Below are 12,531 nucleotides of genomic sequence, written 5' to 3'. Positions count from 1 at the left end.
TCAGTCGTCGCTTTCTTTGTTGTCGACGCGGTAGCTGAAGCTGAAGCCGAAGCCCTGGAACAGCACCACGTCGGCCAGTTGCCGGGACAGCTCGGCGGCGCTGGCCAGCTTGGTCTTGGGCACGTAGAGCATGTCTTCGGGCTGCAGGTAGGCGAGCTTCTGGGTGCCGCCGGACAGCGCCTGGTCGACGTCATAGTTGACCGCGTGCACGGTGTTGCCTTCACGGCGCATGATCACCACCGAGCCGAGCTTGGCCTTGAGGGTCGGGCCGCGGGCCAGGGTCAGCGCTTCGAGCACCGATATTGGGCGGCGGATCTGGAAGGCGCCGGGCTGGCCGACTTCGCCGAGCACATAGATCTCGTTGGCGGCGGTGGACTTGAGCAGCACGTCCACGCTCATGCGCCCGGGCAGGGTGGCGTAGCGCTCGTTGAGGTAGTCGCGCAGCTGGTTGACGGTCATGCCCTGCAGCGGCACCGAGCCGATTTCCGGGAAGGTGGCGCGGCCGTCGTTGCCCACGGTGATGTCGCGGCTCATGCCGGTGCCGGGGTGGTTGAGGGCGTTCTTCAGGTTGACCTCGTCGGTCATCGGGCTGATTACCCGCACGGTGACCTGGTCACGGTTGGGCTTGAACACCCGCTTGTCCTGGTAGGCCTGGCGGATGGCGTTCTCGGCTTCGCCGGGGGTCATGCCCTCGACGCGCACCGCAGCGTTGGTGCTGGGCAGGGTGATGCTGCCGTCGGGCTGCACCAGCTGGTTGCCGTTCAGGCCGCTGGCGGCCATGAAGTTCAGGTCCAGGGTGTCACCGGACTGGATGCGGTAGACCCCGGCCGAACGGTTGCTGACGTGGAAAATCACCTCCAGCACGTCCTGCGGGCGCAGCACCTGCTCGCGGCGGGCGACTTCGGTGGCCTGGCTCTCGGCCGGTGGCGCGGTAAGGATCTGCACCGGCATCTGGCGGTCTTCCTGGCTGGCGCAGCCGGCCAGGGCCAGCACGCACAGGGCAATCGATGGGTATCTCATGGCGTTCATCCTGTGCGGCCTCTCAGAGATTTTCGTACAGCCACTTGGGCATGTAGTACTTGCGCTTGTTGAACACGCTGCCGATCAGTCGCGCGCCGGCCTGGGTCAGGCGCTGGCTGGCGGCCTGGGCGACTTCCCAGCGGGTCTCCTCGGCGCAGACCACCAGGATCACGCCGTCGACCAGGGTGCCGATCACCAGGCTGTCGGCGCTGGCGTAGATGGCTTCGCCATCGATCACCACGAAGCGGTACTGGTTGCTCAGCTGGTGCAGCAGCACGCGCAACTGCTCGTGGTCGAGGCGGTCGCGGCCGCGTTTCCAGGTGCCCACCGGCAGCACGTCGAACGGCTGGTCGGACAGGCGCACGATGCAGTCCTGGGCCAGCGGCGGTGTGTCCTGGTTGAACAGCAGGTCGCTGTAGCCGCGCAGCTTGCCCAGGCCCAGTTGCTGGCTGAGGCCGCCGGGGCTGAGGCTGGCGTCGATCAGCAGCACGTTGCCCGCGCTCATCAATGCCAGCTGGCTGGCAAAGGCCAGGGCGCTGGTACTGGTGCCGCTGCCGGTGTTGGCCGCGGTCAGCAGCAGGGTGCGCTGGTCGAGGTCGAGCACGGTGGAGGTCAGGTTGGTCTCGCTTGGGGTAGCGATGGTCAGACTTCTTGAGGATGAACCGTCCATCTCAGCTTGCTCCGTGGCCAGTGAACACTTTGAACGGGGTCTTGAGCAGGATCTTCAGGTCCAGCATCAGGCTCTGTTCGTTGATGTAGCTCAGGTCCAGCTCTACGCGTTGGTCGAAGTCGATATCGCTGCGCCCGGAGATCTGCCACAGGCCGGTCATGCCCGGGTAGATCGACAGCCGTGCCAGGTGGTTGTCGTGGTAGCGGTAGGCGTTGAACGAGGTGGGGCGCGGGCCGACCAGGCGCATGTCGCCGGTAACCACGTTGATCAGGTTGGGCAGCTCGTCCAGGCTGCTGCGGCGCAGCCAGCCGCCTATCGAGGTGATGCGCGGGTCCTTGTCGATCTTGAAGTCGATGGATTCGGCGCCGTGCTTGTTCAGGTGGCGCAGCGAGTCCTTCAGCGCCTCGGCGTTGGCCACCATGGTGCGGAACTTGTACATGCCGAAGGCGCGGCCCCGGTAGCCGGTGCGCTTCTGCACGAAGAACACCGGGCCCTTGCTCGACAGCTTGATCAGCAGCGCCAGCACCAGGAAGACCGGCGACAGCAGCAGCAGCAGGGTCAGCGCGGCCAGGCACGACAGCACGCGGTTGGTCCGCGACAGCGTCCACGGGCGGCCCCCGGCACGGCCGGTCATCCAACCGCGGCCCTGCATGTGGATGGCGGCATCGATGCGCTGCCGGTGCGCCGGGTCCATGCGTTTGTCCTGGTACAGCGCCTGCAGTTGCGCGCTCTTGGGTTGTCCTGTCATACCGCCCTCCGCTGATCTGGCTGCTCGCCCGTGGGCGCCGCTTCGCTGGCGGCGGGCGAGTGGTAGCTCTTGAACCAGGCGACGAAGCGCCCGAGCCCTTCATCAAGGCCTATCTGTGGGGTGAAACCGGTGACCCTGGCCAGGGCGCTGGCGTCGGCGCAGGTGGCCAGCACATCGCCCGGTTGCAGCGGCAGCAGTTCGATCACCGCGTTGCGCTGCAGGTGTTTTTCCAGCAGGGCCAGGTAGTCGAGCAGCTCCACCGGGCGCTGCCCACCGATGTTGTACAGGCGCCAGGGCGCGTGGCTACTCGCCGGGTCCGGGTTGAGCGCGTTCCACTGCGGGTCGGCGACCGGGGGCAGGGGGATCAGCCGCACCAGGCTTTCGACGATGTCGTCGATGTAGGTGAAGTCGCGCTGGTGACGGCCATGGTTGAACAACTGGATCGGCCGGCCTTCGCTGATCGCCTTGGCGAACTGCATCGGCGACATGTCCGGGCGGCCCCAGGGGCCGTACACGGTAAAGAAACGCAGGCCGCTGCAGGGGATGCCATAAAGGTGGCTGTAGCTGTGGGCCATGGCCTCGTTGGCCTTCTTGGTGGCGGCATACAGCGACAGCGGGTGGTCCACCGGATCCTGCACCCGATAGGGCGTCTGCTGGTTGGCGCCATACACCGAGCTGGACGAGGCGTACAGCAGGTGCTTGACCGGATGGCGGCGGCAACCTTCGAGAATGTTGAGAAAACCGGCCAGGTTGCTGTCCAGGTAGGCTTGCGGGTTTTGCAGCGAGTAGCGCACGCCGGCCTGGGCCGCCAGGTGCACCACCACCTCCGGACGCTCGCTGGCGAACAGCCGGGCCATGCCGTCGCGATCGCCCAGGTCCAGGCAGTGCAGCGGGAAGTCGCCGACCGTCTGCCGCACCCAGTGCACGCGGGCGTGCTTGAGCGCCGGCTCATAGTAGTCGTTGAAATTGTCCAGCCCCACCACCTGGTGCCCCTCGAGCAACAGCTGACGGCAGGTGTGGGCGCCGATGAAACCGGCCGCGCCGGTCACCAGCACTTTCATGGCGCATCCGCCTGCGGGGCGATCTGGCGCAGGCCGATGCCGCTGTAGTGCAGGCCATGGGCGGCAACCTGCTCGGGGTTGTACAGGTTGCGCCCGTCGACGATCACCCGCTCGCGCAGCTTGCTGGCCAGCATCGAGAAGTCGACCACGCGAAAGTTCTTCCACTCGGTGCAGATCACCAGGGCATCGGCGTCCTGCAGGGTGTCGTCGCGGGTGGCGCACAGGTGCAGGTCGTCACGGTAGCCGTACAGGCGCCGGCACTCGTCCATGGCTTCAGGATCGTAGGCGCGCACGGTGGCGCCTTCAGCCCACAGGGCCTCCATCAGGTAGCGGCTGGGGGCCTCGCGCATGTCGTCGGTATTGGGCTTGAAGGCCAGGCCCCACAGGGCGATGGACTTGCCGGCCAGGCCCGACAGGCGCTGCTTGAGCTTGGCGAAGAGGATGCGCCGCTGCTGATCGTTGACCTCGTTGACGCTCTGCAGCAGGCGCAGCGGCATGCCGCTGTGGGCGGCGGTGTGCAGCAGGGCCTTGATGTCCTTGGGGAAGCACGAACCGCCGAAACCGCAGCCTGGATAGATGAAGTGGTAGCCGATGCGCGGGTCGGAGCCGATGCCGCGGCGCACCGCTTCGATATCGGCGCCCAGGTGTTCGCTGAGGTTGGCCAGCTCGTTCATGAAGCTGATGCGGGTGGCGAGCATGGCGTTGGCGGCGTACTTGGTCAGCTCGGCGCTGCGGTTGTCCATGAACATCAGCTTTTCGTGGTTACGGCAGAACGGCGCGTACAGTTCTGCCAGCTGGTCATGGGCGACTTCGTCGAGGGTGCCGACGATGATCCGGTCCGGGCGCATGCAGTCGGCCAGGGCGCTGCCTTCCTTGAGAAACTCGGGGTTGGACACCACGCGCACCTGCAGCTGGCCCTTGCCCAGGCGCTGCAGTTCGTCGCGGGCCAGGGCCATGACCTGGTCGGCAGTGCCCACCGGCACGGTGGACTTGATGATCAGGGTATGGTCGGTCTCCATCAGCGCGGCAATCTGCCGGGTGACGTTGAGCACATGGCTGAGGTCGGCCGAGCCGTCCTCGTCGGGCGGCGTGCCGACGGCGATGAAGATCAGCTCTGCGTGGCTGACCGCGTCGCTGGCCTGGGTGCTGAACAGCAGGCGGCCTTCCTTGATGTTGTCCTCGAGCAGGTCCGACAGGCCCGGCTCGCTGATCGGCGGTACACCCTGGCGCAACTGGTTGATCTTGTGGGTATCGACATCCACGCACAGGACCCGGTGACCTACGTCCGCCAGGGCTGCTGCCTGTACCAGTCCGACATAACCGGTGCCAAAAACGCTCACGTCCATGCGCGGTGCCTCGTATGGATGAGTAAGGGAGATGAAACAGTGGTGTGAATTGGGTATAGCTCAGCCCGGTGGATTTGCGTCAAAGCAATGGCATGTTTCGTCGAATTTACAGACCCTGGCGAAACGGGCGTTCTGCCACCAACCTGTTTCCAATCCGTGTGTTAGCGCGCATAGCTAGTGGCAATTGGCCGTTCGACGAACCGATGAACGGTTGGACGCACCGAAATAAGCGGGTTGCGGACGATAGGGAGAATCAACAACAACTTGCGGCAGGTGCCAGATTCTGGTGTCGGTATGTCGTCGGAATTTTGACTTTTTTGCGTTGTAGTTTGTTTCACAGCTGCTACGGTTTGAAGAGATTCCCATGACCGGAGTGGCCGAAACATGCGCGGATGGATCAAGCTTTTGCTGTTGCTGGTCTATCTGGCCAGCTTTCATGCCTATTACCGCGAGCGCATAGAAGCCCTGGGTATTGGCCTGCCACTGGTGCTGTACCTGGGGGTGTTCGCTGTATTGGCTCTGGCCCTGCTGCTGGCCGCGTTCAGCCGCCCCGGCTGGCTGCGCTGGTCGCTGGCGCTGGCGTTCACGGTCAGTGCGATCTTTCTCGACGCTTATAACCGCATCACCGACTCCTACCTGACCTATAGCGCATTCGTGTCCATGGTCTATGCCGGCGGTTTCGTCCAGGAGGCCCTGCAGCAATATCACTACGCTATTACCCTGGCCGCGGCACGGGCGCTGTTGCTGCTGTTTGGTCTTGGCTTGCGCCCGGGGCCGACCCCTCGGCTACCGTGGCTGTTGCCACCCGTGGCACCGGTGCTGGGTCTGCTGGTGCTGATCGCCATCCTGTTCGTGCGCGCCGGCGAGGGCGCCCGCGGGCTGCCGGTGATGTACACGCCGCTGGCCTACCTCAGCCTGTTCGGCTACGAGACCCTGCACGACCATGTCGGGCCGCGCCAGCCAGTGACCCTGGCCCAGGCGGGGCCGGCGATGGCGCGGGATATCGTGCTGCTGATCGACGAGAGCATCTCGGGCAACTACCTGGACCTGAACACCCCGGCCGGGGTCACCAGCCACCTGGGCCAGGCCCAGTCCGGCGTGTCCATCGTCAACTTCGGCTATGCCGCGTCCATCGCCAACTGCAGTGCCGACACCAACGTCACCCTGCGCTATGGCGGAACCCGCACCGATTACCTGCGCATCAACTCGACCCAGCCGTCGATCTGGCAGTACGCCAAACGCGCGGGCCTGGGAACGGTGTATATCGATGGCCAGCGCACCGGCGGCAACCTGCAGAACCTGATGACCGAGACCGAAAAGCGTGATATCGACCAGTTCATCCAGTTCGACGACACCCCCGTGGTGCAGCGCGACATGGCGGCGCTGGAGCGGCTGGTGGCGTTGCTCAAGGACGGCAGGCCGCAGCTGATCGTGGTGAACAAGGTCGGCGCCCACTTCCCGGTGCATGACAAGTATCCGGATGACTTCCTCAAGTACCAGCCCGCCTTGCCTCGGGGGCGTTACGTCGATATCGCCGACACCGGCACCCGCGATGGATTCGATGGCCGTCCGCAGGACTGGGTGTTGTATCGCAACGCCTACCAGAACACCGTGCTGTGGAATGTCGGCGAATTCTTTCGCCGGCTGTTCGCCGAGGGTGATCTCAGCCAGGCCGTGGTGCTCTATACCTCCGACCATGGCCAGGACCTGCATGAGCGCGGCAATCCTGGCCTGAACACCCATTGCGACAGCGATCCTGTGCCGGAAGAGGGCCTGGTGCCATTGGTGGTGATCCAGGGCGAGGGCCTGCGCACGCTGGACTGGCAGGCCCATCTGCAGGCCAACCGCAACGCTTCCAGCCATTACAACCTGTTCCCCACGCTGCTCAAGCTGATGGGTTATGACGGCACGGCCGTGAGCGCGCGCTACGGCCGTTCGCTGGACATGCCGACCGACGACCCGTTCACCTTCAACGTGCGTTTCAATGCGCGGCTGGGGGCCAAGCCGGATTTCCGTCACATCGACCTGGGGCAGGTGGTCACGCCCGCCAGTGTCCTGGCGGGGCAACCGATGCCGGTAGGCAAGGCGGACTGAGGTCAGAAATCGATGCTGGCAGACAGCTGTACCGTACGCGGCGCACCCAGCCCCAGGCTGGTGAGCAACGGCATACCCCAGTAGGCCTTGTTGGTCACGTTCTCCACTGTGCTGCGCAAGGTCACCGGGTGGTCGGCCACCTGCAGCCGGTAGCGGGCGCCGACATCGTAGATGGTGTAGCCGGGAATCGACTGGCTGTTGTCGCTGCTGATGTACTGCTTCGACACGGCGTTGGCGTTGGCGGTCAGGGTCAGGCCATCGAGCAGCGGGGTATCCCATTCCACGCCCAGCTTGCCCTGCAGTTTCGGCTGGCCGGTGGCGGTCTTGCCTTCATCCGAGCCGCTGGCGGCCTTGGTCACCTTGGGGTCCAGGCGAGCCACGCCGCCCATCAGGCGCACATCGGTCAGCGGAGTACCGAAGAAGCTCCACTCGAGCCCGCGGTTGCGCTGTTCGCCGCCGAAGGAGAAGACCCTGGTTACCGGGTCGGTGAAGCTGCTAGGGCGTTCGATCTGGTACAGGCTCAGGGTGTGGGCGAAGTCGCCGAGGTCGAGTTTGATGCCGACTTCTTTCTGCTTGGACTTGTAGGGGGCGAAGACCTCCCCGCGATTGGCCGTGTTGAACGGCGCGATGGCGCCCTTGCTCAGGCCCTCGATGTAGTTGGCGTACAGCGACACCTCGTCGGTGACCTTGACCAGCACTGCCGCCGCCGGGGTCGTGGCGCTCTCGTTGTAGCGCGTGGTATGCGCGCCGTTGCTGACGTCGAAACTGTCGGTCAGCACCTGCTGGCGACGCACGCCCAAGGTGAGTTGAAGACGCTCGTCGAGGAACGACAGGGTGTCGGCCAGGCCGTAGCTGCTCAGGCGCGATTCGGTGTGGGAGATCGGCGGGTAGCTCCTGGCGGCCTCCGGTCCCCAGACAGGGTGGTAGATGTTGTTGATCCACTCGGCCCCCGGGACGTTGCGTCGGCCATAATCGTGCTGCTTGTCCGAGTAGTGCGTGGCGTTGAGCGACCATTGGTGACCGACACCGAACGTGTCGAAATGGCCGCGCAGGCCGGCCTCGCCCGAGGTCTTCTTGAGGTCGATCTTCAACTGGCCCATGTTCGTCTCCATGTCTCCAGCGGTGTTGAACACCTCGGCGAGCATGGTGCCACTGTAGGCATAGTCGGTCTTGCTGGTACCGGCCGCGGCATAGGCCATGAGGTTGTCGTTGAGGTCGTACTCGCCGCGCACGATCACGCCCTTGTCGCGGGTCTGGACGAAGCCCCAGTCCGGGTTGAGCAAGGTCTCGGACTTCGGCGGCCGGGGCACTGGCACGCCTGCGGCCAGGCCGATGCCGCGGTTCTGGCCCCTGACCCGGTCCTCGCTTTCGTACAGGTCGGCGGACAGGCGCGCCCGCTCGCCGCGCCAGTCGAGGCCCAGGGCGTTGAGCTCGGCCTTCATGCGCTGATGGTCGGTCGCGGTGTCGCCGTCGCGATAGACACTGTTGAAGCGCACGCCGAACTGCTGCTGCTCGCCGAAGCGGCGGCCGACGTCGAGGTGCCCGCCGAACTGCGCGTCGGACATGTAGGTGGTGGTGATTCGGGTTAGCGGTTCGGCGCCGGCGCGCTTGGGCACCAGGTTGATGCTGCCGGCCACCGAGCCGCCCGGCGGCATGCCGTTGAGCAGGGCGGACGGGCCTTTGAGCACCTCGATGCGCTCGTACATCTCCGGCGAGATCCGGTAGTAGGGCGCCATGCCGTACAGGCCGCCGATGCTCACATCGTTGATGTTGGAGTTGAATCCGCGGATCGAGTAGTTCTCGCTGTAGGTGCCCTTCAGGCCGTTGCTGAAGACTGCGGGGTCGGTCGCGGCGATCACGTCGGTGACGGTCTGGGCCTGGGTGTCCTGGATGTACTGGTCGGTGTAGCTGATGGTGCTGAACGGCGTCTCCATGAAGTCCTTGTTGCCCAGCAGGCCGACCCGGCCACCCGAGGCCACCTGGCCGCCGGCGTAGGCGGGGGGCAGTGCGCTCGGGGCGTCAAGGTCGCCTTCGACCCGGGTCTCGGTCAGCTCGAGGCTGCCGCTGGCCTGGCCTTGGCGGTTTTTTTCCACTTCCTCGGCCCGTTCCACGGTCTGCGCCGCGGTCACGCTCATGGAGACACCGCCCAGGCCGAGCAACAAGGCCATGTGCACGGCGGCGAAGGTGCGATTGAGGTCGAAGTGGGGCACAGCCGGCTGCTGCGCCGGGCTGACACGCTGTTGCGACATGCTGGATTCCTTTCGATTCGCAAGTGAGTGAAGGCATTCACTAGGCTTTCCGACCCAGCACGGTAAAACCTCAATGCAAATCATTAACATCCAACAGTACAGCTGACGATCAGCCCGGCAGGGTCAACTGGCGATGAGGATATCCTCGAAGAACGCCCCGACCGGTTCGCTGGGATGGCACAGCTGGATTTCCAGCACCCAGACCATCTCCCCCGGCACGATCTGCAGGTCGGCCAGCTTCTCCTGCCCGTACAGGACATGGGGGAAGTCGGCGATGCGATGCCCGGCCAGGTTGCGCTCCAGACACCAGCCCTTGGCCTGGGCACTGCGCTCGGCGACGTTGTACAGCTCGCGCCCGGTCAGTCCGCGGCGCCAGGCCAGGCGCGTCTCGTCGAACACGGCATGCAGCGCTTCGACGCAGGCGTGGTGCAGGGGGCGGTCGCCGAACACGAAGGTATCCCCATAATCGCCCTCGTAGCCGTCCCATACCGGGCCGAGATCGACCACTGCGATATCGCTGGCGCGCAGCCTGCGCTGCGGGTCGATGCCCTGGCGCGGCGTGCGCACGGTGTCGTCGCCGAAGCGGATGTAGGTCGGGTGCCAGGTGTGCGAGGCGCCCATGGCCCGCAAGGTGCGCTCGGCCATGGCCAAGGCCTGGGCGGTGGTCATGCCGACTTCCAGCTGGCTGGCGATGGCGGCCAGGGCCCGTACCGTCTGTTCGCGGGCGGCGAGCATGCCGTCCAGCGAGTAGCGCGGGCCGACTTTCTCCAGTTGCGGGTCCAGTGCCGTGGACGGCAGCGCTGCGCCGCTGGGCACGAAGGCCTCGGCGATGAAGCGATGGGCCTGCACGCCTGCGCCAAGGCATTGCTCGCGGACCTGCTGGATCATCGTGCCGTTGCCGCAGGCGTAGACCTGGGTATCGGCCCAGTAATGTGACTGGGCCAGTGCCACCTGCTGCACGCGGGCCTGGGTGGCCAGGACCGGATGCCAGCGAAACCGAGGGTGCGCCTGGCTGCACTGGTCGAGGAACGCACGGTCGTAGAAATCGGCCGGCGAGGCACCGCCCCAATACAGCGTGACCTCGGCATTGCGTGCCAGGGCCGTCAGCAGCAGGGGCTTGATGCCGGCATAGCCGGTCCCTGTGGCGAACAGCACCACGGGGCGTTCATCTTCATGCTGCCAGGTACAGGCCCCCACCGGGCCTTCGAGGTTCAGCACGTCGCCTATGCCGAGTGATGGCAGCAGGTGCTCGGAAAACAGGCCGCCAGCGACCTTGCGGATATGAAACAGCATCCGTCCCTGGTCCTGCGCCGGCAGGTTGGCGATGGAGAAACAGCGGCTGTCACCGTTGTCGAGGCGGAACCTGAGGTACTGGCCGGCACGTACCTCGACGGGCTGTTCGGGTTGCAGCACCAGCTCGGTGATATCGACGCTCAGGGAGCGCTTGTCCAGTACCCGCGCGCTGAAGGCCAGCGTCGGCGTGTCCAGTGACCAGCCGGGAATCGCCAGGCGCATGTCGCCGCAAGCGTGGCTCTGGCACAGCAGCATTTCGTCGGCGGCCAGGGGATAGGAGGGCGCGGGCGTATCCGCGTCGCGCAGCCTGTCGCGATACTGGCCGGCGACCACCTTGACCTTGCACGAGCCGCAGGCGCCGCGACGGCACGAGAAGGGCACGGCAAGGCCACTGGCGAGCATGGCGTCGAGCAGCAGCTCGTCGCCGGCCTCGAAGGTTCTGCCCGAGGGCGACAATTCAATGACATGGTGGTTGGGCATGGCGACCTCGCGGCAGTGGGAGCGGTGATTGTTGCGGTAGACTTGGACCAGGAAAACCTCCAGTTTTGGATAATTCACATGGTCCAGTTACGCAAATGGCGGCCGTTGCTCAACCTGGACGGGGGCGAGCCGCAGGCCTCCTATCGAAAGATCGTCGAAGGACTGGTCAGCGCGATCAGCGATGGCCGCCTGCTTCCCGGAACCCCCTTGCCGGGTACCCGGGACATGGCGCAACTGCTCGACGTCAATCGCAAGACGGTGATCCTTGCCTACGAGGAAGCGGCGACCAAGGGCTGGCTGTACAGCGTGCCGCGCCGGGGAACCTTCGTCAGCCAGCAGCTCGCCGCGCAGGCGACGCCGGCGCGCCAGGTGGCGCAGCCATTCGCTCCGAAATTGCGCGATGCGCCTGCCACTGCGTATTTCGCGGCGAGCGAGCAGGCAACGGCGTGGCACCAGCGCCCCGGGGCACTGTTCTTCGACAATGGCGCCTGTGACCATCGCCTGTTGCCCCAGGCGGTCCTGCACCGTTACTACCGCAAGGCCCTGCGTCACAGCTTCGCCACCAATACCGTGCGCCATGGCAGCGACGGCAGCGGCCATCACCTGCGCCGGGTGCTGGCGGACATGCTGCGCCAGGAGCGCGGGCTGAACGTGGGGGCCGAGCACATCTGCCTCACCCAGGGCACGCAGATGTCGCTGTACCTGGCCGCCAGCGTGTTGCTCAGGCCCGGTGACGTGGTGCTGGTGGAGCGGCTGAGCTATCCGCCGGCCTGGGAGATCTTTCGCCAGCTGGGTGCCCGGCTGGAGACCGTGGACCTGGACGAGGAGGGTTGTCGCGTCGAGCAGATCGAAGCGCTGTGCCGGCTGCATCCGGTGCGCTTTCTGTATGTCACGCCCCACCACCAGTTTCCCACCACCGTCAGTTTGCGCGCCGGTCGCCGGCGGCAGTTGCTGGAACTGGCGCGGCGCCATGATTTCTGCGTGATCGAGGAGGACTACGACCACGAGTACCACTTTGCCGGGCGGCCCTACCTGCCGCTGGCCAGTGATCCCCTGCAGCGCCATGTGATCTATGTCGGCTCGTTGTCCAAGTCGCTGGGCAGCACCTTCCGTTGCAGCTTCATCGTCGCGCCGCCGGCGGTGGTCGAGACGCTGAGCCGCACCGCGGCGCTGAGCCTGGGGCAGGGTGATGCGGTGATGCAGCGGATGCTCGCCGACCTGATCGAGGCTGGTGAGCTCAGGAAGCATCTGCGGCGGGTATCCAGGGAATACCGGCAGCGCCGGGATATGTTGCTGGCTTGCCTGCGGGAGGCCTTTGGCGAGCGTATCGCAGTGCAGGTGCCGGAGGGCGGGTTGGCGCTGTGGGTGAGGTTCGCCCCGTCGATCGACGTGGGTCGGCTGGCGGTCGAGGCGCTGCGACTGGACCTGGTGGTGCGTGCCGGCCGGCAGTTTTCACCCGCCGGCCAACCCGAGAATGCCCTGCGCCTGGGGTTCGCCTCGCTGGATCCGGACGAGATCCGCCAGGCCGTGCAGCGTCTGGCCCAGGCTGCGAAGGCGGTGGCCGGCTGAG

Annotated in this window: 9 protein-coding genes; 2 read left to right on the top strand and 7 right to left on the bottom strand. The window is 65.7% G+C overall.

Features of this window, described 5'->3' with window-relative positions:
* From AC0MAZ_RS17090 to AC0MAZ_RS17070, 5 genes are read right to left on the bottom strand one after another with little or no spacing between them, the layout of a single operon-like run.
* Window positions 1-1,020, bottom strand: a complete 1,020-nt coding sequence (locus tag AC0MAZ_RS17090; protein WP_232856948.1) for a polysaccharide biosynthesis/export family protein — start codon at window positions 1,018-1,020, stop codon at window positions 1-3.
* A 22-nt stretch (window positions 1,021-1,042) separates the two neighbouring features.
* Window positions 1,043-1,690, bottom strand: coding sequence for a CpsD/CapB family tyrosine-protein kinase (locus AC0MAZ_RS17085; protein WP_050705462.1), 648 nt, complete (start codon window positions 1,688-1,690; stop codon window positions 1,043-1,045).
* Between the two features lies 1 nt (window position 1,691).
* Entirely contained in the window at window positions 1,692-2,438 is a 747-nt protein-coding gene (locus tag AC0MAZ_RS17080) for a sugar transferase (RefSeq protein WP_475858668.1), read from the bottom strand.
* Window positions 2,435-3,499, bottom strand: a complete 1,065-nt coding sequence (locus tag AC0MAZ_RS17075; protein WP_203646324.1) for an NAD-dependent epimerase — start codon at window positions 3,497-3,499, stop codon at window positions 2,435-2,437. Before AC0MAZ_RS17075 ends, AC0MAZ_RS17080 begins: the two co-directional genes overlap by 4 nt.
* Window positions 3,496-4,845 carry a UDP-glucose dehydrogenase family protein gene (locus tag AC0MAZ_RS17070; RefSeq protein ID WP_203646326.1) on the bottom strand — a complete coding sequence of 450 codons (1,350 nt, stop codon included), beginning with the start codon at window positions 4,843-4,845 and terminating at the stop codon, window positions 3,496-3,498. Before AC0MAZ_RS17070 ends, AC0MAZ_RS17075 begins: the two co-directional genes overlap by 4 nt.
* Window positions 4,846-5,229: 384 nt before the next feature.
* Between AC0MAZ_RS17070 and AC0MAZ_RS17065 the strand changes: the two genes are divergently transcribed.
* Window positions 5,230-6,939 carry a sulfatase-like hydrolase/transferase gene (locus AC0MAZ_RS17065; RefSeq protein ID WP_475858667.1) on the top strand — a complete coding sequence of 570 codons (1,710 nt, stop codon included), beginning with the start codon at window positions 5,230-5,232 and terminating at the stop codon, window positions 6,937-6,939.
* A gap of 2 nt (window positions 6,940-6,941) precedes the next feature.
* On the opposite strand, the gene AC0MAZ_RS17060 is transcribed toward AC0MAZ_RS17065, so the two are convergent.
* Window positions 6,942-9,188 carry a TonB-dependent receptor gene (locus tag AC0MAZ_RS17060; RefSeq protein ID WP_475858666.1) on the bottom strand — a complete coding sequence of 749 codons (2,247 nt, stop codon included), beginning with the start codon at window positions 9,186-9,188 and terminating at the stop codon, window positions 6,942-6,944.
* Between the two features lie 123 nt (window positions 9,189-9,311).
* Window positions 9,312-11,039 (bottom strand): M24 family metallopeptidase, encoded by a 1,728-nt coding sequence (locus AC0MAZ_RS17055; RefSeq protein WP_475858665.1) that lies wholly within the window; start codon window positions 11,037-11,039, stop codon window positions 9,312-9,314.
* Here AC0MAZ_RS17055 and pdxR point away from each other — a divergent pair, their 5' ends adjacent.
* The gene (gene pdxR, locus AC0MAZ_RS17050) at window positions 11,040-12,530 is read left to right on the top strand and encodes a MocR-like pyridoxine biosynthesis transcription factor PdxR (protein ID WP_475858664.1); all 1,491 of its coding nucleotides are present in this window, start codon (window positions 11,040-11,042) and stop codon (window positions 12,528-12,530) included.
* Window position 12,531: the final 1 nt, after the last annotated feature.

The organism is Pseudomonas sp. A, assembly GCF_056270345.1.
Note: the sequence above shows the minus strand (reverse complement) of the source record. Positions and strands in the feature narration are given on the sequence as shown.